A 25,910-nucleotide genomic window follows, 5' to 3' on the forward strand; every position below is an offset into this window, starting at 1 on the left:
CCTATTATGAATTTGTGCCGCTAATGAACAAAATCGAGTCGGCTTCCCCTCCTGCTCCTTCTGCCCGCCCCCGCCGGTCGGTCGCCCGCATCGCGCTCACCGGCTTCTTCGCCCTGGACGGCTTCCTCTTCGCCGGCTGGGTCGTGCGCATCCCCGAGATCAAGGCCCAGGTCCACGCCTCGGCCGGGCTGCTCGGCCTCGCCCTGCTCTGCGTGTCGGCCGGCGCGGTCGCCGCCATGGGCCCGGTGGCGCGTCTGTGCGTGCGCCACGGCAACCACGCCGTCACCGTGGCCGCCTCGGTGCTGCTGTGCCTGTCGGTCGCGCTGCCGCCGCTGACGCACTCCGTGCTCGCGCTCGGCGGGGTGCTGCTGCTCTTCGGCGCGGGCTACGGCGCGATGAACGTCGGCATCAACAGCGCCGCCGTCGACTACGTGGCCTCGGTCGGCCGGCCGATCATGCCCTCCTTCCACGCCGCCTACAGCATGGGCGGCCTGCTCGGCGCGACCGTCGGCGGCCTGCTGGCCCCGGTCCTGACGGCGACCCAGTACCTGGGCCTGCTCACCGTGGGCGGGCTGCTCGTCACCGCCTGGGCCGGAACGGCGCTGCTGCGCCACCCGGTCGCGCACGCCGCCGACCATGAGGGCGCGCCCGCCGCGGCCGACGCCGTACCGACCGGCGTGGGACTGCTGGTGCTGCTGCTGGGCGTGGTGGCGCTCTGCGACGCCTACGGCGAGGGGGCGATGGCCGACTGGGGCGCGCTCCACCTGCACCAGGACCTGCACGCCACCCCCGCCGTCGCCGCCGCGGGCTTCGCCGTCTACTCGCTCACCATGACCATCGGGCGGCTCAGCGGCACCCGGCTCGTCGAGCGATTCGGACCGAGCCGGCTGCTGGTCGCGGGCGCGGCCGTGGCCTCGCTCGGCATGGTCGCCGCGGCCTTGAGCCCCACCCTGCCGCTCGCGCTGGCGGGCTTCCTGCTGGTCGGCCTCGGCCTGGCCAACATCTTCCCGCTGGCCATCGACCGGGCGGGCGCGCTGCGCGGACCGCGCGGCGTGGCGACGGCCTCCATGCTCGGCTTCGGCGGCATGGTGGCGGGTCCGCCGATCATCGGCTTCCTGGCCCAGGGCCTGGGGCTGCCCACGGCGCTGCTCTCGGTCGCCCTGCTGGTCGCCCTCGCGGGCGTGGCCGCCCTGGTGGTCAAGGCCCGCTCCTGACACGGGCCCTGACGCACCGGGCGGCCCCCGCGTCGGCTACGCCGCCTGGGACGGCGTGGTCAGGCCGAGCACGCTGTCGGCCTTGGTGATCGCCTGGTGGTAGTAGCCGGTAGCGGCCTGCGGGTTGTCGCCGGCCACCTGGATGTACAGGTAGACGAAGGCCACCGTCGGGCTCAGCCTGTCGATCGCCAGATAGCCGTTGACCGGCACGCCCTGCACCGACGCGGTCATGTGCTTGGCCACCGACCCCGGACTGCCGAAGTCGACGTCGCCCAGCTTGAAGGCGATCGTCGTGGAGCCGGTGGGGATGTTCAGCTCCTTGCAGGTCTTCAGGGCGTTCACGGCGGTGGGGTAGTGCTGGTCCAGCACCGTCGAGGGCCGCGAGGAGAGGAACTCCCCGACGAACGGCCCGGTCTGGCCGCCGGTGAGGATCACCTGCTGGTCCTCGCCCTGCGACGGGCCCGAACTCGAGGACGGGGGCGCGGTCTGGTTCATCAGCTGCGTCAACTCGCTGCAGCCGCTCGCCAAACCGGTGTCGTTGGTCGGCGAAGCGCTGTCGCTGGGCTGGACGCTGAAGGAGGGTCCGAGGTCGTTCGCGGTCAGCAGCGCCGACTTGAGCTGGTCGGAGCTCGGCACCGCCGGGCCCGGCGAGGGGCTGCTCGTGCCGGTGGCGACGCCGATGGCCGCGTGAGTGGCTCCGGAGGAGCATCCGCTGAGGGCTACTGCGAGGGACAGGGCGGCTGCGACGCCCAGAAGCTGGATACGCATGGAGCCTCCTCGAAGGCCGGGCGCACACCAATCCCTCTCACTGTGCCATCCGGGTCCGGGACCCGCCTCCCGGAGCCCGCCGGCCCGGGGGCCGCCCGGCTACGGAACCGGGTCGGGGTCCGGAGGCAGGCGCAGGTCCCAGCCGATCAGGGCGACCAGCTCCTCGTGCGTGATGCCCTCGGGCACCGCGCGCGGCGGTGCGGAGCGGATGGGCGGCTGCCAGCCCTCGGCCTCGGTCCAGCGGCGGACCGGCTTGGCGGGCGCGCCGGCGACCACGCTGTGGTCGGGAACGTGCCCGCGCACCACCGAGTTGGCCGCCACGACGACGTTGCGGCCGATGTCCGCGCCCGGCAGGATCACCGCGCCGGTGCCGATCCAGCTGCCCGCGCCGATCCGCACCGGCGCGTTGCGCGGCCACTGCTTGCCGATCGGCAGCTCGGGGTCGTCGTAGGAGTGGTTCTGGTCGCTGATGTAGACGCTCGGGCCGGTCCAGACGTGGTCCTCCAGCACGATCGACTCGTGCCCGACGATGTTGCTGTCCCTGCCGATCACACAGCCGTCGCCGATCCGCACGACCGGCTCGGGACCGAGCCGCTGGCCCGGCGCGAAACCTGCCGAGATGGAGACCCGCTCGCCCACGATGCAGTAGCAACCCAGCGCGATGCCATGCTCGTTGAAGATCGAGCCCTGCGGGAAGGCGAGCTTGGTGAACGCCCCGATCTCGGCGAAGCGCAGCGGCCCCGGCTGCTCCGCGCTGATCGCGCCCGCCTCGCGCACCCACCCCCACCCCCGGTGGACCAGGCGCGACGCGAGACGGCGCGACCGCGTGCGGGCGGCGCTGCGTATGGTCTGGGCGAACGGCAACGGCATGCGCCTACGTTAACCGGTCGGTAACCGTCCGACCGGCGGGGGTGGCACGACTCACGTCGGCGCGCTCGCCGAGCCGCCCACCCCGTGCTGTCAGCGCCCGGCCCTCACTCGCTCGCCCAGGCGGCCGGCCGGCGCTCCAGGAAGGAGAGCATGCCCTCGCGGGCCTCCTCGGAGCCGAACAGCAGCGCGGACTGCGCCACCATCGACTCGCCGTCGCGCTCGAAGGAGCGCAGCACCTCCGCGGAGACCAGCCGCTTGGTCTCCGCGAGCCCCTGCGGACTGGCCTTCCTGAAGGCCTCCAGCAGGCCGCCGAGGGCCTCCTTGGGGTCCTCGCAGGCCTCGGTGATCAAGCCGATCCGCTGTGCCTCGGCCGCGTGGAACACCGAGCCGGTCAGGTACCAGCGGGACGCGCCGCGCGGGTCCAGGCGCGGCAGCAGCGGCAGCGAGATCACCGCGGGCGCGAGGCCGAGCCGCACCTCGGTGAAGGCGAAGGTCGAGGCGGGACCCGCAAGGACGATGTCGCAGGCGCCGAGCAGACCCAGACCGCCCGCGCGCACGTGACCGTCCATGAGGGCGATCACGGGCTTGGGCGACTCGAGCACGCTGCGCATCGCGGTCACCAGACGCCGCGGGTTGGCGGTCGGGTCGCCGCCGGTCGCCTCGGACAGGTCCGCGCCGGCGCAGAACGTGCCACCGGTGTGGGTGAGCACGACGACCCGGACGGCCGGGTCCTTGGCGGCGTCGGCCAGCCCCTGCTCCAGTTCCGCGACCAGCCGCGAGGAGAGGGCGTTGCGGTTGGCGGGAGAGTCGAGGGTGAGCGTGGCGACGCCGCGCTCGACGGCGTGGCGGACCAGCGGCTGCTGCGGCTCTTGGGCGGTCATCGGTGCGCGTCCTTCCGAGGGTGGGCGGCCACGACCCTGTGGCGGCGCTCCACAGCCTATGCAGCCGGTCAACCGTCCCGACACCGGAACTACCCGATGTCGCGCCGCCGCAGCCCGGCGAGACCCGCCCCGGTGAGCACCGCCGACAGCAGCGAGAGCCAGACCAGCGGGGCCGCGTGGAAGCTGCCGCCGGGAAGCCTGGGAACGTGGGTGAACGGCGTCAGGTCCAGCAGCCACTGGCCCGCGTCGAGCGCCGGACCGAGGTACGCGATGAACAGCAGCACGCCCAGCACGCCCCAGGCCGCGGACGTCCACTGCGGCCGCAGCCCGAACAGCGCGACGGCGGCCGCGGCGAACACCCAGACCGCGGGGAGCTGGACCAACGCGCCGACCAGCAGCTTTCCGGTCCAGCCCGCCGTGTCGCCGAGCGCGACGCCCGCGCCGAGACCGGCCGTCAGCCCGCCGGTCAGCAGCAGCACGGCGGAGCCGAGCAGCGGGTAGAGCAGGTGGCTGCCTGCCCAGGCGAGCCGGCCCACCCCGGTCGCCAGCACCGGTTCCGCGCGCCCCGAGGTCTCCTCGCCGCGCAGGCGCAGCGTCGTCTGCACCGCGTAGACGGCGGCGACCATGGCCAGCAGGTTCATCGCGGTGGCCAGGTAGGAGTCGACGACTCCGGTGCTGCCGCCCATCCGTTGCACGATCTGCTCGACGTTGGCGCTGGTGGAGATCAGTTGCTTCACGCCCTGGCTGATGCCGCCGAGCATCGCCCCGCCCACGGCGAAGCCGAAGGTCCAGCCGACCAGGCTGCCGCGCTGCAGTCGCCGGGCGAGTCCGGCGGCTCCGCGCAGCGAGGGCGCGGCGGCGGCCGGTCCCGGGCGCTGCGGCAGCAGGCCGCTGCCCAGGTCGCGGCGCCCGGCGAGCAGGTGGCCGAGGGCGAGCTGCACGGCCCCGGCGACGATCAGCAGCGCGACCAGCCACCAGGCGTTGTCGGCGTAGGGGCGCACCCGCTCGGCCCAGCCCAGCGGCGAGAGCCAGACGAGCCAACCGGGCCCCGTGTCCCCCGCCGCGTCGCCACTGGCGCGCAGCAGGAAGGCCAGTCCGAGCACCGCGCCGCCGATCCCGTTCGCGGCGCGGCCGGTACCGGTCAGCTGTGCGGCGACGGCCGCGACGCCGGTGAAGCAGAAGCCGCAGCCGAACAACGCCGCGCCGAAGGCCAGCGAGCCCGCCACCTGCTGCCCGATCGCCAGCAGGATCACCGCGTTGACGCCGCCGACCAGCGCCGATGCGGTGACGGCCGCGCCGACTCCGGCCGCCAGCGGCGCGCTGCGCCCCACCGCCCCCGCGCCGATCAGCTCCAGCCGCCCGGACTCCTCCTCGGCGCGGGTGTGGCGGACCACGAGCAGGACGCAGAGCAGGCCGAGCAGCAGGCCGCCGAAGCCGAGCATCCGCCAGGCCGTCAGCGCCCCGGTGCTGCCCGTGTCGTAGACCGGGCCGTAAAGGGCGCGCAGCGAGCCGTTGCTGTTGATGCTCTGGGCGAGCTGTTCGCGCGAGGCGGCTGAGGGGTAGAGCTTGCCGAACGAGAGCGCGGTGCCCGCGATCGAGCCGACCAGGGCGTAGAGCCAGCAGGCCAGCATGATCCGGTCGCGGCGCAGCGCGAAGCGGAGCAGCTCCGGGGTACCCGCGAGGTTCACGACGCCTCCCCGGCGGCGGACCCGGCGGGCTCCGCCTCGTAGTGGCGCAGGAACAGCTCCTCCAGGGTGGGCGGACGGCTCGTCAGCGAGCGGACGCCGACGGCGGTGAGCGCGCGGAGCAGGCCGTCCAGCTTGTCGGTCTCGACCTGACAGTGCAGCCGGACGCCCTCCAGCTCCACGTCGTGCAGGCCGGGCAGCGCGTCGAGGCCGGTCGGCGGTGCGGCGAGCTCGGCGGTCACGGAGGTGCGGGTGAGGTGACGCAGTTCGGCGAGGGTACCGGTCTCGACCGTGCGGCCGGCCCTGATGATGCTGACCCGGTCGCAGAGCGCCTCGACCTCGGAGAGGATGTGGCTGCTCAGCAGCACCGTCCGGCCCCGGTCCCGCTCCTCGGCGACGCAGCCGCGGAAGACCTCCTCCATCAGCGGGTCGAGCCCCGAGGTGGGCTCGTCCAGGATGAGCAGTTCCGCGTCCGAGCAGAAGGCGGCGACCAGTGCGACCTTCTGCCGGTTGCCCTTGGAGTAGGTCTGGCCCTTCTTGGTCGGGTCGAGCTCGAAGCGTTCCAGCAGCTCGGCGCGGCGCCCCGGACGCTGCCCGTCACCACGCAGCCGCCCGAGCAGGTCGATCACCTCACCACCGCTGAGCCCGCGCCACAGGGTCACGTCACCGGGCACGTAGGCCAGGCGGCGGTGCAGCGCCACCGAGTCGCGCCAGGGATCGCCGTCCAGCAGCCGGGCCGTGCCGGAGTCGGCGCGGATCAGCCCGAGCAGCACCCGGATGGTGGTCGACTTGCCCGAGCCGTTCGGGCCGAGGAAACCGTGCACTTCTCCCTGCGCGACGCTGAGGTCCAGGCCGTCCAGGGCACGTGTCCGGCCGAAGGTCTTCACCAGGCCGGACACGTCGATCGCCGTCGTCATGGCCCCGACGCTACACTCATTTCAGGAATTCGTGAATCTTCTGAAGACACTGACGCGAGGATAGGCTGGCGCCCATGGCGACACGGACACCACCGGAGGACGAGGCGCTGCGTTCGTACATCGAGCGTTTCTCCCAGGTGCTGACCGACAGCGGTTTTCCGCGGATGCCCGCCCGCGTCTTCGTCGCGCTGATGACGGCCGACAGCGGCCGGCTCACTGCGGCGGAGCTCGCCGAACGGCTGCTCATCAGCCCCGCCGCCGTGTCCGGCGCGGTGCGCTACCTCGGCCAGCTCAACCTGGTCGGCCGCGAGCGCGATCCCGGCTCGCGCCGGGACCGCTACCTCGTCTTCGACGAGGTGTGGCGCGAGGCCATGCTCCAGCGCGACGCCGTGCTCAGCCGCTGGGAGAGCGCCCTGACCGAGGGCATCAGGCTGCTCGGCGCCGACTCCCCCGCGAGTGCCCGACTGGACGAGTCACGCCAGTTCTTCGCCTTCCTGCGCCGCGAGATGCCCTCCCTGCTGGAGCGGTACCACCGCGAGCGCGAGGAGACCGCGGCGGCGGAGGCCGTGACAGCGGCGACGGATCAGCTGAGCCAGCCGGGACGGACCAGACCCGACTCGTAGGCCAGCACCACCAACTGCGCCCGGTCGCGGGCGCCCAGCTTCACCATCGCCCGGCTCACGTGCGTCTTGGCGGTCAGCGGACTGACCACGAGACGGCCGGCGATCTCCTCGTTGGTCAGGCCGAGACCCACCAGGGCCAGCACCTCCCGCTCGCGGTCCGTCAGCCGCGCGAGAGAGGCGGGCTGCTCGGGCTCCTTGGACCGCGCGGCGAACTCCGCGATCAGGCGTCGGGTGACACCCGGCGAGAGCAGCCCGTCCCCGGCGTGGGCGGCGCGGACCGCGCGGACCAGTTCGGCGGGCTCGGTGTCCTTCACCAGAAACCCGGCGGCGCCCGCCCGGAGCGCGTCGAAGACGTACTCGTCCATCTCGAAGGTGGTCAGCACCACCACCTTGACCTCGGCGAGGGCCGGGTCGGCGCAGATCCTGCGGGTGGCCTCCAAGCCGTCCAGCTCGGGCATGCGGATGTCCATCAGCACGACGTCGGGCATCAGTTCGCGTGCCCGTTCGACCGCCTGGAGCCCGTTGTCGGCCTCGGCCACGACGGTGATGTCCGCCTGGGCGTCGAGGAGCGCCCTGAACCCGGCCCTGACCAGTTGCTGGTCGTCGGCGAGCAGTACCGAGATCATCGTCGGGTCCTCATGTCATGGGCGTCATGGGTGTCATGGGCGAGGGGCAGCCGGGCGTCGACCAGGAAGCCGCCGTCCGGCGCGGGCCCGGCCTCGACGCCGCCGCCGAGCGCCCCGGCCCGCTCCCGCATGCCGATCAGCCCCGCCCCGCTGCCGCCCGCCCGCGGCCCGCCGGCGACCGAGGCGGGCCCGGGATCGCGGACGGTGACCTCCAGCCGGTCCGGCCGGTAGTCCAGGGTGACCTCGGCGCTGCGGGCGGAGGAGTGGCGGATCACGTTGGTCAGCGCCTCCTGCACGATCCGGAACGCGGCGAGCTCGACGCCGGACGGCAGCGCGCGCGGCAGCCCGGTCCGGGAGACCTGCACGGTGAGACCCGCGACGGCGGCCTGCCGCACGAGTTCGTCGACACGGCCGAGATCAGGCGCGGGACTGCGCGGCGCGGCGGCGTCGGCGGCCGGGCCCGTCGTGGCGGCCGTGGCGGCCGTCCCGGTGCGGAGCGAGCCGAGCACCTGGCGGACCTCGCCGAGCGCCTCCTTGCTGGTGTCCTTGATCGTGCGCAGCGCGGTGCGGGCCTGGTCAGGATCGTCGTCGATCAGCTCCAGCGCCACCCCGGCCTGCACGTTGATCAGCGAGATGCTGTGGGCGAGCACGTCGTGCAGCTCGCGCGCGATGGCCAGCCGCTGCTCGTCCGCGATCCGCGCCTCGCGCTCGGCGCGGGCGATCCTGGCATGGCGGCGCTGCTCGATGCGCATCCGCGCGATCTCGGCTCCGCCGACCACGACCAGCAGCCAGGCCAGCAGCCCGAGCTCCGCCTGCCAGCTGAGCCGGTGCGTGAACGCGTTGACGACGACGTGGGCGAGGTAGAGCGTCCCCATGCTGATCGCGGCCGCGCGCCTCCGTCCGGCGACCACGGCGTTCACGTAGGCGAGGACGACGCTGAGCACGATCGGGCCGTAGGGGTAGCCGAGCAGCAGGTACACGCCGGCGACGGCGGTGGTCCCGATGCAGACCTGGAGCGGCCAGTGCCGTCGCGCGACGAGCAGCGCGGGCCCGAGCAGCAGGAGCGCGTACCCGACGCCGTCCAGCGGCCGGTGCACGGCATGCTGGTGCGCGGCCGTCGCCCGCGTCCCCATCACCTGGACGAACCCCACGACGACCGCCGCGAACACCGGCCCTCCGCGCCTCCGCGATCTCATACCTGCACCGTAGGCCAGCGGGCCCGGCCATGCCGTCGCCTCGAAGTCGTCCCCGCCCCTACTCCCAGGGGAGTACGGCGGCCCGTCAGGGGCGCGGGGAAGCCACCCTGTGCGGACGGCCCTGCGCGATGAGGACCATCTGCTCACGAGTGGCTTGTCGCGCAGGCAGTTCATCGAGCAGAGCCTCGCGCCCCCGGGTGGATGGGGTCAGCGGCGGGTGAGGAAGGCGATGGTCTGGCGGGCGACGCCGTACTCGCGGGTGAGCCTGGCGAACGTCGTGTGGCCCTGGGTGACGCGCGCGAAAGCGCGCCAGGCCGGGCGGAAGGTGAGGACCGCCGCGTGGAACGCCTGGGGGCGGCGCTCGAACGCGGCAAGCATCCTGCGGCCGACCCGCATCTCCTCGCCCAGGTCCGCGCGGATGTCGAAGGTGTAGCCCAGACCCTCCCTGCGGACCGCCGCCTCCGACGTCGCCCCCGCCGCCCGCGCCGCCCACTTGCCGGCCAGCCGGCCCGACCGCAGCGCGTACGAGATGCCCTCGCGGGTCCACGGCTCCAGCAGTCCCGCCGCGTCCCCGGCGACCAGGACCCGGCCGCGGGCGAGCGGGGAGTCCTCCGCGCGGCAGCGCGTGAGGTGGCCGGACTCCACGCTCGGCGTGAAGCCGTCCAGGCCGAGCTGGGCGATGAAGTCCTTGAGGTAGGCGCGCGTCTCCGCGCCCCGGCCGCGGGCGGCGATGACGCCGACGGTCAGGCTGTCGCCCTTGGGGAAGACCCAGCCGTAGGAGCCCGCCAGCGGCCCCCAGTCCAGCAGCACCCGGCCGCGCCACTGCGCGGCGACGGCGGGCGGGACCGGGATCTCCGCCTCCAGACCCAGGTCGACCTGGTCGAAGACGACGCCCACGTGCGCGCCGACGCGTCCCGCGCTGCCGTCCGCGCCGACCACCGCGCGCGCCTTGACGACCCGTCCGTCCTGCAGCGCCACCAGCGCGAGCCCGCCCTCGGCCTCGTCCGGCTGGGTCACGCCCGTCACCGTCACGCCGGTGACGAGCAGCGCGCCCGCCTTCTCCGCGGCCTGGACCAGACCGTGGTCGAACTCGTCGCGGTTGATCAGACCGAACAGCATCCGCTTCGAGTGACGGGTGCGCTCGTAGCGACCGCCGAGGGTGAAGGTGATCGCGTGGACGCGGTCCTTCAGCGGGAGGGTGAAGCCGGGCGGGAGGGCGTCCCTGGAGGGGCCGATGATGCCGCCGCCGCAGGTCTTGTAGCGCGGCGGTGCGGCCTTGTCGAGCAGCAGCACCCGGGTCGCGCCCGCCTCCGCCGCGCCGTACGCGGCCGACGCGCCGGCCGGGCCCGCGCCCACGACGACGACGTCCCAGACACCCGCCAGCTCGTCCGCGAGCACTTCGTCCGCCGGTGGCTCGGAGACGGCCGGCTCGGCCGTCGGGACCTCGGCAGCGGCGAGGTTCTGGGGGTCATCTGCGCTGGGGCGCTGGTTCTGGCTCACGATCGGTCATATTACTTGCGCGTCCGCCTGCCAGCGCGGACAGCGCCCACCCGGCCGCGCCGAGCGCCGCGCCCGCGCCGCCGCCGAAGGAGACCGCCGCGACGAGGTCGTTGCCCCGCAGCGGGCCCGCCCCGCGGTGGGCCGCGTCCCTGCGCGCCCGGTGGATCGCGCCCACCGCCGTCGCCGAGGCGAGGACGGTCAGGCCGAGTGTCCGGGCGGCCGGCGCGGCGGTGACCACGGGTTCTTCCGGCTTCGTGGCGCGCAGGGTCCTTTCGCCCGCCCGGACCAGCGCGGCCAGACCGGCGACGGAGCTCGCCCACTGCAGGGCCTGGTAGACCGGCATCCGCCCGTTGATCGGGTGGCCGAGCGCGGGCCAGTGCCGCTCGCCGAAACGACCGTGATGAGTGAACGCGTCCCAGGCCACGTGGGTGAACGCGCCCACCCCCGCGGAGGCGACGAACCACGCGGCGTCGGCGGGGGTGACGGTCCTGCGGGTCGGCTTCGTGAGCACGGCCACCCGGTCGGCGAGCGGCTGCGGCAGCAGCGCGGTGAGCGGTTCGCGCAGCAGCCCGTGCCAGGCGCCCACCAGGCCGGCGGCGACCGCGGCGTCCAGCGTCGCCACCGCCCACGGCCGGTGCGTCAGCCGGCCGATGCCGTAGGTCCCCGGCAGGACGCTGTCCAGGAAGTACGGCACGTCCGGCGCGAGCGACCCGGCGACCAGCGCCGACGCGATCAGGCGTCCACGCGGTCGCCCGGCTCGGAGGAACGGGAGGACGGCGGCGGGATGGCTCAACGTGAACGGCACAGGCCCATCCTGCCCCGAAGATCCGCCGTGCCGCCCGCGATCAACCCTCCTGGCCCGCCTCCAGGTAGAGTGTCCGGCCGACCGCGCGGGCGCTGAGCGCGGCGCGGAGCCTGGCCAGCTTGTTGGGCGCCAGCAGCTCGGGCCATTCCTCCGGACCCGCGAAGCGCCAGTCGCGCAGTTCGGCGGCCGGGAGCCTCAGCCGCGCCCGCGCGGCGGCGCTCACCCGCCCGCCGTCGAAGACCAGCCGCAGGCCGCCGGAGCGGGGACCGCCGTTGGGCTCCCAGTCCACGGCGAGCAGCCGGAGCGCGTCCTCGGTCAGGGCCAGGCCGAGTTCCTCCTCCGCCTCGCGCACCGCCGCGGCCGAGGGCGCCTCTCCCGTCTCGACGACCCCGCCGGGGAACTCCCAGCCCGGCTTGTAGACCGGATCGACGAGCAGGACCCGGTCCGCCTCGTCGAACAGCAGCACCGCCGCCGCGACGGTGTCGCCGCGCGCGACCGGATCCTGCACGATCGGCACCCGCGCGCCACCGGAACGCACCAACTCCACCACGCGCTGTGCCGCCTGCAGCGGCGTCAGCTCCGAGGCCGGCACGAGGGCGGTGTCCCTGCGGAGCCAGTCCAGGGCGGCGCGGTAGGCGTCGACCCGGTCGGCGTCCAGGTGCGCACGCAGAATCGTTTCGTCGACGTGCAGCAGGATGTGGTGGACCTCCAGCCGTCGCGACGCCAGGGTGCCGAAGATCTCGTCGCGGTACTCCTGCCGATGCAGCGCCATCGGCACCAGCAGCGGGACGTCCGGCCCCAGTTGGGCGCTCAGCGCGCTCAGCGCGTCCGGGACGAGGCGGCGCCAGGCGAGCAGGTCCTGACAGTCGGCGGGACCGCGCAGGGCGTCCACCGGAAGGATCCGGCGCAGCAGCCGGCTGATGTCCTCCGGGTCGAAGACGTGGGAGCCGGGAAGCAGTCGGTGCAGGTCACGCACGGTCGTTGTGCTGCCGGCACCGGACGGGCCGTTGAGCCAGACGATCACATGTCCCCCAGCCTGAGTTCAGCGAGCCAGCCCGCATCGTACGACGGACCCCGCACGGCGGTCTGGCCGTGCGGGGTCCGTCGGTTGCTGCGCGTTACCGGGAGTGGTCAGCCCTTGCGGGTGTTGATCTCCTGGGTGAGCTGGGGCAGGACCGCGAACAGGTCGCCCACGACGCCGAAGTCGGCGAGCTCGAAGATCGGCGCCTCCGGGTCCTTGTTCACCGCGACGATGGTCTTGGAGGTCTGCATGCCGGCCCGGTGCTGGATCGCGCCGGAGATCCCGTTCGCGATGTACAACTGCGGCGAGACCTGCTTACCGGTCTGACCGACCTGGTTCGCGTGCGGGTACCAGCCCGCGTCCACCGCGGCCCGCGACGCGCCCACCGCCGCACCCAGCGAATCGGCCAGCGCCTCGACCACGCCGAAACCCTCCGCCGCCCCCACACCACGACCACCCGACACCACGATCGCGGCCTCGGTCAGCTCCGGACGCCCCGAGGAGACCCGCGCCGTCCGCGACGTCACCCGCGTGCCCGACGCGGCCGCCGAGAACGCGACCGTGACCGGCTCGACCGCACCCGCCGCCGGGGCGGCCTCCGGGCCGACCGCGTTCGGCTTCACCGTGATCACCGGCGTCCCGTGCGAGACCCGCGACCGCACCGAGAACGACGCCGCGAACGCCGACTGCGTCGCCACCGGACCCGACTCACCCGCGACCAGGTCCACCGCATCGGTGATCACGCCCGACCCCAGCCGCAGCGCCAGGCGCGCCGCGATCTCCTTGCCCTCACCCGACGACGTCACCAGCACCGCCGCCGGCGACACCTGCTTCGCGATCTGCTCCAGCGCGTCGACCTTCGGCACCACCAGGAAGTCCGCGAACTCGGCCGCGTCCGCGGTCAGCACCCGCTCCGCACCGAACTCACCCGCCTTCGCCGCCACCGCACCGGCCGCGTCACCCGCGCCCAGCACCACCGCGACCGGCGTCCCCACCCGACGCGCCAACGTCAGCAACTCCAGCGCGGGCTTGCGCACCACACCGTCCACATGGTCCACCAGGACCAGAACCTCAGCCATGATCAAAACTCCAGAACGAAACAAAGAAGCCAGAAGAGAGAGGGACCGGACTAGATGAACTTCTGCGACGCCAGGAACTCGGCGAGCTGCTTGCCGCCCTCGCCCTCGTCCTTGACGACGGTCCCGGCGGTCCGCGCCGGACGGGCGGCGGCCGAGTCGACCGCGGTCCACGCCGCAGCCAGGCCGACCTGCTCCGCCTCCAGACCCAGATCGTCCAGGTCCAGGGACTCCACCGGCTTCTTCTTCGCCGCCATGATCCCCTTGAACGACGGATACCGCGCCTCACCCGACTGGTCGGTCACACTGACGACCGCCGGCAGGGAGGCCTCCAGCAGCTCCGTGGCCGTGTCACCGTCCCGACGACCGGTCACCGTGCCGCCCGCGACCGCGACCTCCGACACCAGCGTCACCGCCGGCACCCCCAGCCGCTCCGCCAACAGCGCCGGCAGCACACCCATCGTGCCGTCCGTCGACGCCATCCCGCACACCACCAGATCGAAACCGGTCCGCTCCACCGCCTTCGCCAGCACCAGCGACGTACCCATCACGTCCGACCCGTGAATGTCCTCGTCGTTCACGTGCACGGCCTTGTCCGCACCCATCGACAACGCCTTGCGCAACGCGTCCTTCGCGTCGTCCCCACCCACCGTCACCACGGTCACCTCGGCGTCCCCCGACGCCTCCGCGATCCGCAACGCCTGCTCCACCCCGTACTCGTCCAGCTCCGACAACAGGCCGTCGACCCCGTCACGGTCGGTCGTGAAATCCTCCGCGAACCGACGATCCCCGGTCGCGTCGGGCACGTACTTCACACAGACAACGATCCTCAAGCTCACGACCTGTCTCCTGTACTGGTCCCTTTGTTACTGCCAGGTAGCTTACGCCCTGCCGCGCCCCGTCGTGCGGAGACCCCGCCGACGCGTGCGCCGTCACGGCCATAATCCCCCAAGCGGCTGCAAGGGGAACGACAGGCCCGACGCCAGTCGTTGTGAGATCGACCCTATTGACCGCCGACCCGCAGCCGACCGGCCGACGACGTTCGACCGCCGACGATTCACTGCCGACTCCGAGGGCGTCAGGAACGCATACTGATCCGAGGTGAGGTGGCTCTCGATCGTATTAATCCGGCCAACAGTCGTGCGAAACTATCCGCGAGTCAGCAACCTACGCTGACGTAACCGTAGGCTCGGGCACCGGCCCGCTGAGCATTGGGCTGACTGTGGCAGATCTTGTGTACCCGCCGGTCATCGGCTCCGCCCTGGCCGTGTTCCGGGGGCTGGACCTGAAGATCGAGATCGTCGGCGCGGAGAACGTACCGCGCCGCGGCGGTGCCGTGCTGGTCAGCAACCACATCAGCTACCTCGACTTCCTCTTCGCCGGCCTCGGCGCGTTCAAGTCCGCCCGCCGGCTGACCCGCTTCATGGCCAAGGACGACGTCTTCCGCCACCGGATCTCCGGCCCGCTCATGCGCGGGATGAAGCACATCTCGGTGGACCGCTCCGACGGCCAGCCCGCCTACGACGCCGCCGTCAAGGCGCTGCGCGCGGGCGAGGTCGTCGGCGTCTTCCCCGAGGCGACGATCAGCCGGTCGTTCATGCTCAAGAAGTTCAAGACCGGCGCCGCCCGCATGGCCGCGGACGCTCAGGTGCCGCTGCTGCCGGTCGCCCTGTGGGGCACCCAGCGGCTGTGGACCAAGGGCAGGAAGAAGAACCTGACCCGACGCCACACCCCGATCACCATCTACATCGGCGAGCCGATCGTGCTCACCCCCGAGGACCGGCCCGTCATGGTGACGCGCCGCCTGCGCGCCGCCATGAGCGAGCTGCTGGACCGCGCCCAGCGCAACTACCCGGACTCCCCCTCCGGCCCCGAGGACACCTGGTGGCTGCCCGCGCAGCTGGGTGGCACCGCGCCCACCCCGGAGCAGGCCGAGGCGGAGGACGAGAAGGCGGCCGCAGAGAAGGCCGAGCGCGCCGGCCGACCGGACTGAGCCGCGCCGACGGCGGCCGGCACGACGCATCCGCGCAGTTCAGCGCGGGTGCTGTCGGCGGCGGGTGCTACCTTCGTGCGATGGACCAGCAGCAACTCGCCAACCTCGCGCACCTTCGGCGGGCGCGGGATCTGGTCGACCGGGAGTACGCCCGTCCGCTGGACGTGCCGACGATGGCGCGCCACGCCCTGATGTCGCCGGGACACTTCTCCCGCGCGTTCCGGGCGGCCTACGGCGAGACGCCCTACAGCTACCTCATGACCCGCCGCGTCGAGCGGGCGATGGCCCTGCTGCGCTCCGGCATGAGCGTGACCGACGCCTGCATGGCGGTCGGCTGCACCTCGCTCGGCTCGTTCAGCTCCCGCTTCACCGAGCTGGTCGGCCTCACCCCGAGCGCCTACCGGGCCCGCGGGCACAGCGCCGTGCTGGCGATGCCGTCCTGCGTGGCCAAGGTGCGCACCCGCCCGATGCGGGACCGGCCGCTCAGGATCGAAGAAGCGGCCGGCACCACCGCTGCCTAACGTGGGCTTCCCAATGCTGATGTCAAGCCGCTTCGGTGACAGGAGGTGCGATTTGGTAGCACCGTCCGTCACGAATGAGTGCCCAGAGGACGTTCACGCGGCGGCGTGCGAGTGCGAGGACTGCCTGGACGTGCCGCTTGCCTTCGGCCCTCTTGCGGTCGTAGTAGGTGCGGGAGTTTGGGTCGCGCTGGATGCTGATGAGCGCGGAGGTGTAGAAGACCCGCTGGAGGCCCCGGTGGTATCGCTGGGGGCGATGGAGGTTGCCGCTGACCTTGCCGGAGTCCTTCGGGGCCGGGGTGACTCCGGCGAAGGCCGCAAGGCGATCCGCAGTGGGGAAAGCGGCCAGGCTGCCGCCTATTGCGGCGAGGAACTCCGCTCCGAGGGTGGAGCCGACGCCCGGCATCGAGGTGATCACCTCCGCGAGTTCGTGCTCCCGAAACCGTCCCTCGACGAGCTTGTCGGTCTCCGCGATCTTCTCGTTGAGGGCGATCACCTCCTCGGCCAGGGTGTGGACCATCTGGGCGATGGCTTTCTCTCCGGCGACGGCGGTGTGCTGCCGCTCAGCCGCTTCGACAGTCTTGGCGGCCAGCGCCTCCGCGCCGTAGACCTTGCGGTTGCGGAGCCAGGTCGTCAGCCGCTTGGTGCCGGATCGGCGAATGGCCGCTGGTGTCTGGTAGCCGGTCAGAAGCCGCAGCGGGCCGGCGTTGCCGAGGTCCAAGGTCCGTTCCAACGCCGGGAACATGCTGGTCAGCAGGGCACGGAGCCGATTGGTGACGCGGGTGCGCTCGCCGACAAGGTCTGCACGGTGCTCGGTCAGCAGCCGCAGTTCGATGATGCCCTCGTCGTCGAGGCGGACGGGAAGCAGGTCGCGCCGCATCCTGGCCTGGTCGGCGATCACGTGGGCGTCGCGGGCGTCGGTCTTGCCCTGGCCTCGGTAGCTGTCTGCGGCGCGGTTGACCGCGACGCCGGGGATGTAGAGGAGCTCCTGGCCGTGGTTGGCCAGGAGGTTGATCAGCAGGCCGGTTTCACCGCCGGTCATGTCCATCGCCCAGGTCACCGCGCCACCGTCGGCAAGGTCCAGGACGTCGGCGACCAGCTGGAGAAGCTCCGGCTCGTCGTTCGCCACCCGCCGCGACAGCAGCGTGTTGCCCTCGACGTCCAGAACCAGCGTGTGGTGGTGGGTCTTGCCGCAGTCGGTCCCCGCCCATATCCGGCTCATCGCTCTCCATCAGGTCGTTCCTGTCTTGCGTACCACGGACGACCTCGCCGGCATTGCTCTACACAGCGACCTTCTCGCACTTCCCAATCGGCGGCCGAGTCGTCGTGGGGAACCGGGCGGCCAAGCCCACAGAGCCACGGACGGCAGCCGCATGAAAGCCACACCCGGTTCCCCTGGGTGCCACAACCCTACGAATGGCTGGGACGAACCCAAAAGGAAGGTAGAGCTGCATGAGCATCTCTCTGCAGTACTGCAACATCACGGTCAACGACACGGACGAGTCGCTCGGCTTCTACCGGGACGGGCTCGGTCTCGAGGTGCGCAACGACGTGGCCTCGGACGGCTTCCACTGGATCACCCTCGGCAGCCCCGCCCAGCCCGACCTGGAGATCGTCCTGTCGGTCCCGCACGCTGGGCGGTCCAAGGCCGACGGCGACGCCCTCCAGGAACTGCTGATCAAGGGCGTCCTGCCGCAGCTGGTGTTCCGCACCGACGACGTGGACGCGACCTTCGAGAAGCTGCGGGCCTCCGGCGCCGAGGTGATGCAGGAGCCCATCGACCAGCCCTGGGGTCCGCGCGACTGCGCGTTCAGGGACCCTTCGGGCAATCTGGTCCGCATCTCCCAGGCGCCCGGCGCCTGACGGACGCCTCGACCGGGCGGATGACATGCCCGGAACGGAAGGGCCGGCCAAAGTGGAACCGGACGGCACCGGGTTCCGTCACAACGGCAACCGAACTGCCGAGGAGCCACCATGAAGCCGTCCGTCGTCGCTGTCACCGCCGCCGGCGCCGTCACCATCGCCGCCCTGCTCACCGGGTGCGGGTCGTCCACCCCGACCTCCCCGGCCGCCCAGGGCGCGCCCAGCTCGTCCGCCTCGGTCGCCTCCGCCTCCGGCACGCCGACGGCGGGCTCCTCGGCCGCGGGGACCTCGGCGACCGGCGCGGCGACGCCCGGCTCCTCGGGTACCGGGACGGGCGCGGGGGCGAGCACGGTCGTGAAGGTCGGCGACAACGACAAGGGCCACACCGTCACCGTGCACCAGGGCCAGCGCGTCGCCCTCGTGCTGACCGGCGGCTACTGGCAGGTCGCGGGCAGCAGTGCGCCCGCCGTCGTCCGGCAGGACGGCGCGCCCAGCTACCTGGCCCCCTCCCCCGCGAGCTGCGCGCCCGGGGTGGGCTGCCGGCCGCAGGAGACCGACTTCTCCGCACTGTCCGTCGGCACGGCCACCCTCACGGCCTCCCGCACCAGCTGCGGCGAGGCGCGCCGCTGCCCGGCGGGCCAGGGCAGCTACAGCGTGACGATCAGCGTCGTCGCGGCCTGAGCCGGTACTCCGCCGCCCCGCCGTCGGCCGCCGGCCGGCTGCCGCTCCCCCGTCAGCTCAGCATCCTGGCGGCGTGCAGCCGGCTGGCGTGTTCGACCAGCGCGATCAGCACCTTCTTGCCCGAGTCCCGCTCGCGCGCGTCGCAGAGCAGCACCGGTGTGCCCTCCTCCAGGTCGAGCGCGGCGCCGATCCGTTCCACGGCGTGCTTGCGGGCCCCGGTGAAGCAGTTCACCGCGACCACGAAGGGGATGCCGCGCCGCTCGAAGTAGTCCACCGAGGGGAAGCAGTCCTCCAGTCGGCGCGTGTCGGCCAGCACGACCGCGCCCAGCGCGCCGTGGGCAAGCTCGTCCCAGAGGAACCAGAAGCGGTCCTGACCCGGGGTGCCGAAGAGGTAGAGGGACAGGCCGTCGCGGATGGTGATCCGGCCGAAGTCCATGGCCACCGTGGTCGTGGTCTTCTGCTCGACGCCGCCGAGGTCGTCCACGCCCCGGCCGGCCTCGGTCAGCAGCTCCTCGGTGCGCAGCGGGCGGATCTCGCTGACCGCGCCGACCAGGGTGGTCTTGCCGACCCCGAATCCGCCGGCGACCAGGATCTTCAGGGCCATCGCGGGCTCGGCGTCGGCGACGGCCGCCTTCTTCGTACCGGCGGGAACGGGAACGGATGCGTCAGAGTGCGCGGAGGCCATTGATCACTTCTCGCAGGATGCGCTCGTCGGGGAGCATGGCGGGCGGGACGGGGCGGCTGACGCGGATCAGGCCCGCGTCCAGGAGGTCGCCGAGCAGTACCCGGACGACCCCGACCGGCAGGTCCAGATCGGCGGCGATCTCGGCGACGGACTGGGCCTGGAACCGGCACAGGTCGAGGATCGCGGCGGGCTCGGGGGCGATCCCGAGCTCCGCGCCGTACGGGCTGTCGGCACCGTACGGGGTGTCCGCGACGATCATCGCGATCAGGTCGAAGGCCTCGCTGGCGGGCCTGGTCCGGCCCCGGGTCAGGGCGTAGAGGCGGACCATCGGGCCCGCCTCCTCGTCGAACCAGTTCGAGTCCATCGCGCTCAGCCTGCCGAGGGCGCATCCACCGCGGTGCGCGGCGGCGTGTACAGGTGCTCGCCCACCCGGCGGACCAGCCGGGCCATCTCGTAGGCGATCAGGCCGATGTCGGCGTCCGCCCCGCTGAAGACCGCGAGACAGGTGCCGTCCCCCGCCGCGACGACGAAGAGGAAGCCGCCGTCGAGCTCCACCATGGTCTGGCGGACCTCGCCCGCGTCGAAGTGGCGGCCGGTGCCCTTGGCCAGACTGTGGAAGCCGGATGCGACCGCGGCCAGGTGCTCGCCGTCCTCACGGCTGAGCCCGGCCGAGACCCCGAGGGCCAGACCGTCGCGGGAGAGCACGACGGCGTGGCGGACCTGGGCGACGCGGGAGACCAGCTCGTCCAGCAACCAGTTCAGTTCACCGGTGTGGTTCATCGTCGCGGCCATCCGCGGCCTTCCTCTCGAAGTCTTCGACGTCCTGCTGCCGTTCCTGGTGGATCTTCAGATGCCGTGCCGTGCCCTGGCCCGCCGGCCCGCCGTGACCGCCGCGCCCCCGGGCCCAGCCGTCGCGCAGCGCCGACATCGTGGCCCTGGCCTCTTCCGGGCTGCGCTCCTGGGCGCCGCCGTCGCGCGACGGCCTGGTGCGCTCGACCGGCGGGGCGTCGCGCAACTGCACGGCGAGATTGGCCTGGCGGACCCGGCGCGGGAGCTCTTCGGTGTTGCGCCGCAGCGGCGTCGCGCCCGCGCGGTCCGTCGCGGCGCGGCGGCCGACGCCCGGGTGCTCGTCGGGTTCCCCGTCCCCGGTACGCCGGTCCACGGGGTGCCGGACTTCGAGGCGGCGGTCTTCGAGGTGCGGGTCGTGCGCCGGCCCGTCGTCGAGCGGCTCGTCGTCGAGGGAGCCGACGGACACGCCGGCCCGACCGGTGGGCCGGTCCGCCGCGGGGTCGGCGACCAGCGGCGGCAGCGGACGCTCGGCGCCGTCCGCGGTGCCACCCGCGCCGACCCCGGCCATCACCGTCGCCGGCTCCGGCGGCGCCAGCGGCGGCAGGTCGAGCTCCGCGTCGATCGGCGCGCGCTGCCGGGTGCGGCCGGTCTCCAGCAGGGCGGTCGGCAGCAGGACCACGGCGGTGGTGCCGCCGTAGGCCGAAGGTCGCAGCGAGACCCGGACGCCGTGGCGGCGGGCCAGTCGGCTGACGACGAAGAGACCGAGCCGGTCGCTGTCGAAGAGGTCGGCCTGCTGTGCGTCGGCGATCCTGCGGTTGGCCTCCGCCACCGCCTCCTTGCCCATCCCGAGGCCCCGGTCCTCGATCTCGACCGCGTAGCCGGCGCCGACCTGCTCGCCGGTGACCACGACCTTGGTGTGCGGGGGCGAGAAGGCGGTCGCGTTCTCGACCAGCTCGGCGATCAGGTGGGTGAGGTCGGCGACGGCCGCGCCCACCACCGCGACGCCGGGCAGCCGGCGGACGTCCACCCGCGAGTAGTCCTCGACCTCGGCGACCGCGGAGCGGACCACGTCCAGCAGCGGCACCGGCCTGCGCCAGGCCCGGCCGGGCGCGGCGCCGGAGAGGATGATCAGGCCCTCGGCGTGGCGGCGCATCCGGGTGGTGAGGTGGTCCAGCCTGAACAGGTCCTCCAGCTCTCCCGGGTCCTCGGTGCGGCGCTCCATCGCGTCGAGCAGGGTGAGCTGACGGTGCACCAGCACCTGGCTGCGCCGGGCGAGGTTGACGAAGACGCCGGAGACCCCGGAGAGCACCTCCGCACGCTCCACGGCCGCGGTGAGCGCGGCGCGCTGCACCGAGTTCAGCGCCTCGCCGACCTGGCCGATCTCGTCCTCGCCCGCCTGCACGACCGGGGCCTCGGCCTCGATGTCGATCTCCTCGCCGGCCCGCAGCCGCCGCATCGCGGCGGGAAGGCGTCGACCGGCCAGCTCCAGCGCGGAGTTGCGCAGCCCGACCAGCTCGACGACCAGACCGCGGCCGATGCGCACCGAGATCAGCAGCGAGACGCAGACGGCCGCGAGGCCGAAGAGGACCGCCGCGCCGTTCCTGGTGAGCACCGCCACGCTGTACGGGTCCGCGTTCGCGCCCGCGGCTGCGCCCGCGCCGGTCAGGACGGCGTCGAGCTGCTGCTGGACGCCGGCCGCGGTCGGCGCCCAGTCGCCGCCCGCGGCCTGGGCGGAGCGGGTTCCCCCGCCGCCGGTGCGGATCGCGTCCTCCATCCGGGTCAGCGCCTGCGCCTGCGGTCCGCCGCTCACCTGCCGGTACGCGGCGAGGTCGGCGGGGCGCAGGTCGGGCGCGGCGGACCGGGCCGTGGCGCGCTGGGAGTAGAGGGCCCCGGTGAACTCCTGGTACTGCTCGGGGCTCATCCGCCCCGCGGCCTGCGCGGACTGGACGGCCGCGTCCTCGCGGGCGAGCATCTCGCGCGCCTGGGAGAGTTCGAGCACCACGCGGGCGTCCGAGGCGATGCCGCTGTTCTGCACGCCGGTGAGCGAGCCGACGACGCCGAAAGCACTGTCCACGAGCCCGGCATAGCCGTCGGCCGCGGCGGTCCAGTCGAGCTGGCGGCCCTCGACGCGGGCGCGCAGTTGGCGCAGGCCCGCGGTGGCCGTGTTCAGGGCGTCGATCCGCCCCGCGAGCGTGGTGGAGAGACCGGTGGCGGTGGATTCGCCGCGCAGGATGTCCTGGTCCATCACGCCGACCGCCGCGTCGGTGGCGCGGGCCCTGGCGTCGAAGGCGTCCATCCGGGACGGTACGGGGGCGGCCAGGTAGGCGAGGGCGGCGGCGCGCTCGGCCTGCACGGCGTCGACGGTGGCGCCGACGGGCGAGAGCAGTGTCTGGTCGACCTGCTTGAGTCGGATCAGCGAGTCGACGGACTGTGCGGTGGTGACGGTCGCGAAGGCCCAGAGGGCGAGCAGCGAGACGACGGGCACCATGAGCAGCGACACGATGCGGGCGCGGACCGTGCGCGGCCGCAGCCTCAGCCGCAGCGTCACGGGGCGGGCGGGCCGGTAGCCGCCGAGGCCGAGGTGGCGTTCCTCGCTGGCGGGCGGTCCGGCGTGGGCGGGCCGCGGCCGGCCGTTCGCGGCGAAGGCCGCGGGTCTGAGACTGCCGGTCGTCGAGGTGGTCGCGCCCGCTCCCCCGTGGGAGGCGGCGCCCGGTCCGGGGGCCGCCGTCACGACTGCACCGCCGGCAGGTGACGCAGGCCCTCGGCGGTCGCGTTCTCGGCCCGCTCGTGCGCGGTGGGCGAGAGCGCGACGAAGGCCGAGGTCAGGAACAGGTACGAGCCGAGGCCGACGGCGAGCGGGAAGATGAACTGCATCAGCGTCGCCCCCTGCAGCGGGGCGACGGAGGGCTGGACCTGCACGGTCACCGCGTACATCCCGGTGTAGTGCATGGAGCTGACGGCCAGTCCCATGACCAGCGCCGCGCCCGCCGCGGCGACCGGTCCGGCGATGTTCAGGCCGGCCCAGAGGGCGGCGGTGGCGGCGGCGACGGCGATGATCACCGAGAGGGCGACGGTGGTGGGGTCGTACCGCACGTTCCCGTGCAGGTCGAGCGCGAGCATGCCGAGGTAGTGCATGGCGGCGACCCCGAAGCCCGTCGTGGTCCCGCCGAGCAGCAGCGAGCGGAACTTGTGCTTCCCGTAGCCGACGGCGAAGACGCCGATGCCGACGAAGACCAGGGCGCCGAGCAGGCTGAGGATCGTCAGCGGCACGTTGTAGCGGATCTCCGTGCCGGTCACGGTGAAGCCGAGCATCCCGACGAAGTGCATGGTCCAGATCCCGGACCCGATCGCGGAAGCGCCCGTCAGCAGCCAGTTGCGCTTGGCGCGTCCGGTCGCGGCGACGGCCCGCACGGTGCAGCGCAGCCCCAGGGCCGAGCCGAGGACGGCCATCAGATACGACAGGATCGGCGTCAGCCAGCCGTATCCCAGCTCGGTCATGCTCCCCATCGTGCCCATGCGGCAGCCTCTCCGTACGCTCGTTGCGGCATGGGGAGGGACGCTACTCAGCGGATTCACTCGAATACGCGGACATCCGCAAAAGCACCGCAGAGCGGAGCGGGGTGTGCTGAACTAATGAGGTATGTGCCTACCCTTGGTACTGGTGTTTCCGCAGCTCAGCGGGGGTCTGCTGCGCGGGGTTCGACTGCGCTGGGGTCGGCGCTACTGCAGCACGCCGACCGCGCGGGCGATGACGAGCGCCAGGGTGAGCAGTGAGACCAGCGACTGCGAGGCCATCAGCAGCTTCGCCCAGCGTGACAACGGCATGGTGTCCGTCGGGCTGAACGAGGTCGCGTTGGTGAAGGCCACATAGAGGTAGTCGACGTACTGCGGCTCCCAGTCCGGCCGGGCGATCCCCTCCTGCTGCATCTGCGGGAAGAGGAAGTCGGGGTGCTTGTGCGTGCCCATGGCCCGCAGCACCGGACCGCCGCGGTCCCACTCCCAGTACCAGAGGCTGTAGGCGATGATGTTGGTGATCCAGATCCCGGCGCCGGTCATCAGCAGCTGGACCGGGGTGATCCCCTGCGAGCCGTGGATCAGGTCGCGCACCAGCATCACCGCCGACCAGGCGTTGGCCAGGCTGACGGCGCAGGCCAGCAGCAGGCTCATGATCCGGACCTTGGCCGCCGGGCTCGCGGGCATCCTGCGGTGCGGGTTGGCCGCCACCAGCGCGACGATCAGTGCCATCTCCAGCGCCGGCATGAGCCACTGCGGGTGGATGCTGAGGCGTTCCGGCAGCGACAGCTGGATGGCGATGGCGACGAGCAGCGCGATCATCACGCTCCAGCGCTGCTCGCCCTCCGTCCGCCGGAGCCATGCGGGCAGGGAGAGGTCGTCGTCGTCATCCTGGTCGGGCTCGGCGACGGCCTGGTCGGCCACGCGGGCGGAGTCCCGCGCCGCCTCGTGCTCCCCGTCGTGCTCCCCGTCGTGCTGCGTGTCGTGCGCGGTCTCGTGCTCGATGTCGGGCTGTGCGTCGTGGTCGGTCACGGCCGACATTGTGCAGAGTCCCGGTGTGAGCCGTTCAAGAGGGTCCCGAACCTGGACCCGGCCGCTCAGGCGTCGACGCGGAACGGGTCGTGCTCGGCGAGCAGCTTGTCCAGCCGGGCCTGGTCGACGCGGCTGCTGTAGCGGGTCTCGTCCTGCCGGTCGCGGATCACCTTGGCCAGCGTGAAAGCCGAGGTGACCACGTAGAGCAGCCCGAGCCCGAGGAAGGCGCGGATCCAGCCGTCGGTGTGCAGGTACGCGATGCCGACGGCCATCGCGAGGACGGAGAGGGCGAAGGAGATGACCGCCTGGGCGTAGTACGCCCCGGTGGTCCCCTGTCTGACGGGCGGTGTGTTGGCCATGACTGCAGGATGACCCCGGGCCGAAGCCCGGTCATGAGTACGGATACTCATTCCCGCTCGCTACCCTCGACCCCGTGAACGACAGTCGACCGGCCCGAGCCCGCGAGTACCGCACCGAGGAGTTGGCCGAGGCGGCCGGCATCCCGCTGCGCACCCTGCGCTTCTACCGGGAACGCCGGCTGCTGCCCCCGCCACGCCGCGAGGGCAGGATCGCCTGGTACAGCGAGAGCCACCTGGCGAGGCTGCGGGTGATCGCGGACCTGCTGGAGCGCGGCCACACCCTCGGGGGCATCGCGGAACTGCTCGCGGCCTGGGAGTCCGGCCAGGACGTCGCCGAACTGCTCGGTCTGGAGGCGGCGATCGCCGCGCCCTGGTCGCAGGAGACCCCGGTCCCGGTGACCGTCGACGAACTGCGCGCCGCCTTCCCCGGCGAGGTCGACGAAGAGTCGCTGAACGCCTCGCTGGAGCTCGGCTACCTGCGGGTGGAAGGGGACGGGCTCACCCACGTCAGCCGCCGTCTGCTGGACGCCTCGGCCGCCCTGGTCGCCGAGGGCGTGCCGCTCGCCGCGGTGCTGGCCACCGCCAGGGGCGTGCGGGCCAGTGCGGACGCGCTGGCGGACCAGTTCGTCGACCTGATCGCCGAGCAGCTCCTCGCCGGCCTGGAGGAGCGGCTGACCCCGGGCGAGCCCACCCGCCTCGCCGAGGCGCTCGACCGGCTCCGCGAGGTGGCCCGGACGGTGGTCGACGTGGAGTTCTCCCTGGCGATGGACCGCCGCGTGCAGCGCGAACTGAAGCGCCTCACGTCGGCGATGCACAACCGCTGACCTCGCGGCGCGCGGCCCGTCGGGTCCGCCGCCTGTCCGGTACCCGGCCTGTCGGTGGCGCGTGCCAGGCTCGGGGCATGGAACACACGAGGGAACCTTCCGAGGTCGTGGCCGCCCTGTGGCGGCGGATCGAGGCCCGCGACTGGCCGGGCGTGGCCGCGCTCCTCGCGCCGGACGCGGTCGTGGAGTGGCCGGTCAGCGGCGAGCGCATCGTCGGCGCGGAGAACTTCGTCGCCGTCAACAGCGAGTACCCGGAGGGGTGGTCGATCCGGGTGCTGCGGATCGTCGCCTCCACGGGCGCCGAGGTCGTCTCCGAGGTGGCGGTCCCGCACCGCGAGTTGGGCGAGTTCCGCGCGGTCTCCTTCTGGGAGGTGCGGGAGGGGCTGATCGTCTCCGGGCGGGAGTACTGGACCACCCCCGGCTCCGATCCGCGCCCGGAGTGGCGGGCGGGCTACGTCGAGGCGATGTAGC

At 73.0% G+C, this 25,910-nt stretch carries 28 protein-coding genes; 8 read left to right on the forward strand and 20 right to left on the reverse strand.

Annotation, left to right across the window (positions count from 1 at the left end; genetic code table 11):
* Window positions 1-14 precede the first annotated feature (14 nt).
* Window positions 15-1,214, forward strand: coding sequence for an MFS transporter (locus BS83_RS30435; RefSeq protein WP_063774257.1), 1,200 nt, complete (start codon window positions 15-17; stop codon window positions 1,212-1,214).
* A 36-nt stretch (window positions 1,215-1,250) separates the two neighbouring features.
* Here the strand turns inward: BS83_RS30435 and BS83_RS45825 are convergent, their stop codons facing one another.
* The 5 genes from BS83_RS45825 to BS83_RS30465 form a co-directional block, all read right to left on the reverse strand.
* Window positions 1,251-1,982 carry a hypothetical protein gene (locus BS83_RS45825; RefSeq protein WP_157597371.1) on the reverse strand — a complete coding sequence of 244 codons (732 nt, stop codon included), beginning with the start codon at window positions 1,980-1,982 and terminating at the stop codon, window positions 1,251-1,253.
* A 99-nt stretch (window positions 1,983-2,081) separates the two neighbouring features.
* The gene (locus BS83_RS30450; protein ID WP_051944353.1) at window positions 2,082-2,852 is read right to left on the reverse strand and encodes an acyltransferase; all 771 of its coding nucleotides are present in this window, start codon (window positions 2,850-2,852) and stop codon (window positions 2,082-2,084) included.
* A gap of 104 nt (window positions 2,853-2,956) precedes the next feature.
* A complete protein-coding gene (locus BS83_RS30455; protein ID WP_037606657.1) occupies window positions 2,957-3,733 on the reverse strand; it encodes an enoyl-CoA hydratase family protein in 777 nt (258 codons plus the stop codon).
* Between the two features lie 89 nt (window positions 3,734-3,822).
* Entirely contained in the window at window positions 3,823-5,421 is a 1,599-nt protein-coding gene (locus tag BS83_RS30460) for an ABC transporter permease (RefSeq protein WP_037606658.1), read from the reverse strand.
* On the reverse strand, window positions 5,418-6,335 hold the full coding sequence (locus BS83_RS30465) for an ABC transporter ATP-binding protein (protein WP_037606659.1): 918 nt from the start codon (window positions 6,333-6,335) through the stop codon (window positions 5,418-5,420). The genes BS83_RS30460 and BS83_RS30465 overlap by 4 nt, the downstream gene beginning before the upstream one ends.
* Before the next feature lie 74 nt (window positions 6,336-6,409).
* Between BS83_RS30465 and BS83_RS30470 the strand changes: the two genes are divergently transcribed.
* The gene (locus BS83_RS30470) at window positions 6,410-6,958 is read left to right on the forward strand and encodes a GbsR/MarR family transcriptional regulator (protein WP_037606660.1); all 549 of its coding nucleotides are present in this window, start codon (window positions 6,410-6,412) and stop codon (window positions 6,956-6,958) included.
* On the opposite strand, the gene BS83_RS30475 is transcribed toward BS83_RS30470, so the two are convergent.
* From BS83_RS30475 to BS83_RS30505, 7 genes are all read right to left on the reverse strand, one after another.
* Window positions 6,919-7,584 carry a response regulator transcription factor gene (locus BS83_RS30475; protein ID WP_037606661.1) on the reverse strand — a complete coding sequence of 222 codons (666 nt, stop codon included), beginning with the start codon at window positions 7,582-7,584 and terminating at the stop codon, window positions 6,919-6,921. The two genes, BS83_RS30470 and BS83_RS30475, sit on opposite strands and share 40 nt — an antisense overlap.
* Window positions 7,581-8,780, reverse strand: coding sequence for a sensor histidine kinase (locus BS83_RS30480; protein WP_051944354.1), 1,200 nt, complete (start codon window positions 8,778-8,780; stop codon window positions 7,581-7,583). The genes BS83_RS30475 and BS83_RS30480 overlap by 4 nt, the downstream gene beginning before the upstream one ends.
* 207 nt (window positions 8,781-8,987) lie before the next feature.
* Window positions 8,988-10,178 carry a geranylgeranyl reductase family protein gene (locus tag BS83_RS30485; RefSeq protein ID WP_037610173.1) on the reverse strand — a complete coding sequence of 397 codons (1,191 nt, stop codon included), beginning with the start codon at window positions 10,176-10,178 and terminating at the stop codon, window positions 8,988-8,990.
* 70 nt (window positions 10,179-10,248) lie between these two features.
* Window positions 10,249-11,085 (reverse strand): DUF4184 family protein, encoded by an 837-nt coding sequence (locus BS83_RS30490; RefSeq protein ID WP_051944355.1) that lies wholly within the window; start codon window positions 11,083-11,085, stop codon window positions 10,249-10,251.
* Window positions 11,086-11,125: 40 nt separating this feature from the next.
* Complete coding sequence (locus BS83_RS30495; protein WP_332262356.1) at window positions 11,126-12,061, reverse strand: NUDIX hydrolase; 936 nt, start codon at window positions 12,059-12,061, stop codon at window positions 11,126-11,128.
* 155 nt (window positions 12,062-12,216) lie between these two features.
* Window positions 12,217-13,185 (reverse strand): electron transfer flavoprotein subunit alpha/FixB family protein, encoded by a 969-nt coding sequence (locus tag BS83_RS30500; protein WP_037606663.1) that lies wholly within the window; start codon window positions 13,183-13,185, stop codon window positions 12,217-12,219.
* A 50-nt stretch (window positions 13,186-13,235) separates the two neighbouring features.
* A complete protein-coding gene (locus BS83_RS30505) occupies window positions 13,236-14,021 on the reverse strand; it encodes an electron transfer flavoprotein subunit beta/FixA family protein (protein WP_037606664.1) in 786 nt (261 codons plus the stop codon).
* A 383-nt stretch (window positions 14,022-14,404) separates the two neighbouring features.
* Here BS83_RS30505 and BS83_RS30510 point away from each other — a divergent pair, with 383 nt between their 5' ends.
* Window positions 14,405-15,175, forward strand: a complete 771-nt coding sequence (locus tag BS83_RS30510) for a lysophospholipid acyltransferase family protein (protein WP_037606665.1) — start codon at window positions 14,405-14,407, stop codon at window positions 15,173-15,175.
* Between the two features lie 80 nt (window positions 15,176-15,255).
* Window positions 15,256-15,696: a helix-turn-helix transcriptional regulator gene (locus BS83_RS30515; protein ID WP_037606666.1), complete on the forward strand. Its 441-nt coding sequence runs from the start codon at window positions 15,256-15,258 to the stop codon at window positions 15,694-15,696.
* Window positions 15,697-15,718: 22 nt separating this feature from the next.
* Here BS83_RS30515 and BS83_RS30520 read toward each other — a convergent pair whose 3' ends face one another.
* Window positions 15,719-16,915, reverse strand: coding sequence for an IS110 family RNA-guided transposase (locus BS83_RS30520; RefSeq protein WP_037600031.1), 1,197 nt, complete (start codon window positions 16,913-16,915; stop codon window positions 15,719-15,721).
* A 230-nt stretch (window positions 16,916-17,145) separates the two neighbouring features.
* Between BS83_RS30520 and BS83_RS30525 the strand changes: the two genes are divergently transcribed.
* Together BS83_RS30525 and BS83_RS30530 are read left to right on the forward strand one after the other, a co-directional pair.
* Entirely contained in the window at window positions 17,146-17,556 is a 411-nt protein-coding gene (locus tag BS83_RS30525; RefSeq protein ID WP_037606667.1) for a VOC family protein, read from the forward strand.
* A 111-nt stretch (window positions 17,557-17,667) separates the two neighbouring features.
* A complete protein-coding gene (locus BS83_RS30530; RefSeq protein WP_037606668.1) occupies window positions 17,668-18,237 on the forward strand; it encodes a hypothetical protein in 570 nt (189 codons plus the stop codon).
* A gap of 52 nt (window positions 18,238-18,289) precedes the next feature.
* Here the strand turns inward: BS83_RS30530 and BS83_RS30535 are convergent, their stop codons facing one another.
* From BS83_RS30535 to BS83_RS30565, 7 genes are all read right to left on the reverse strand, one after another.
* On the reverse strand, window positions 18,290-18,841 hold the full coding sequence (locus BS83_RS30535) for a GTP-binding protein (RefSeq protein WP_051945656.1): 552 nt from the start codon (window positions 18,839-18,841) through the stop codon (window positions 18,290-18,292).
* A 61-nt stretch (window positions 18,842-18,902) separates the two neighbouring features.
* Window positions 18,903-19,286, reverse strand: a complete 384-nt coding sequence (locus BS83_RS30540) for a DUF742 domain-containing protein (RefSeq protein WP_051944356.1) — start codon at window positions 19,284-19,286, stop codon at window positions 18,903-18,905.
* Window positions 19,287-19,291: 5 nt separating this feature from the next.
* Window positions 19,292-19,714: a roadblock/LC7 domain-containing protein gene (locus BS83_RS30545; protein ID WP_037606671.1), complete on the reverse strand. Its 423-nt coding sequence runs from the start codon at window positions 19,712-19,714 to the stop codon at window positions 19,292-19,294.
* A complete protein-coding gene (locus BS83_RS30550; RefSeq protein ID WP_063774258.1) occupies window positions 19,686-22,442 on the reverse strand; it encodes a sensor histidine kinase in 2,757 nt (918 codons plus the stop codon). Before BS83_RS30550 ends, BS83_RS30545 begins: the two co-directional genes overlap by 29 nt.
* Window positions 22,439-23,218 (reverse strand): MHYT domain-containing protein, encoded by a 780-nt coding sequence (locus BS83_RS30555; protein ID WP_037610176.1) that lies wholly within the window; start codon window positions 23,216-23,218, stop codon window positions 22,439-22,441. Before BS83_RS30555 ends, BS83_RS30550 begins: the two co-directional genes overlap by 4 nt.
* A 213-nt stretch (window positions 23,219-23,431) precedes the next feature.
* Window positions 23,432-24,256 carry a DUF1345 domain-containing protein gene (locus BS83_RS30560; protein ID WP_232248524.1) on the reverse strand — a complete coding sequence of 275 codons (825 nt, stop codon included), beginning with the start codon at window positions 24,254-24,256 and terminating at the stop codon, window positions 23,432-23,434.
* A gap of 65 nt (window positions 24,257-24,321) precedes the next feature.
* Window positions 24,322-24,615 carry a YiaA/YiaB family inner membrane protein gene (locus tag BS83_RS30565; RefSeq protein WP_037606672.1) on the reverse strand — a complete coding sequence of 98 codons (294 nt, stop codon included), beginning with the start codon at window positions 24,613-24,615 and terminating at the stop codon, window positions 24,322-24,324.
* Between the two features lie 74 nt (window positions 24,616-24,689).
* On the opposite strand from BS83_RS30565, the gene BS83_RS30570 reads away from it, so the two are divergent.
* Together BS83_RS30570 and BS83_RS30575 are read left to right on the forward strand one after the other, a co-directional pair.
* Window positions 24,690-25,439 carry a MerR family transcriptional regulator gene (locus tag BS83_RS30570; RefSeq protein WP_037606673.1) on the forward strand — a complete coding sequence of 250 codons (750 nt, stop codon included), beginning with the start codon at window positions 24,690-24,692 and terminating at the stop codon, window positions 25,437-25,439.
* Between the two features lie 77 nt (window positions 25,440-25,516).
* On the forward strand, window positions 25,517-25,909 hold the full coding sequence (locus BS83_RS30575) for a nuclear transport factor 2 family protein (RefSeq protein WP_037606674.1): 393 nt from the start codon (window positions 25,517-25,519) through the stop codon (window positions 25,907-25,909).
* The last annotated feature ends 1 nt before the right edge of the window (window position 25,910 follow it).

Source organism: Streptacidiphilus rugosus AM-16, from assembly GCF_000744655.1.
In the GTDB taxonomy this organism is placed as follows: Bacteria; Actinomycetota; Actinomycetes; order Streptomycetales; family Streptomycetaceae; genus Streptacidiphilus; species Streptacidiphilus rugosus.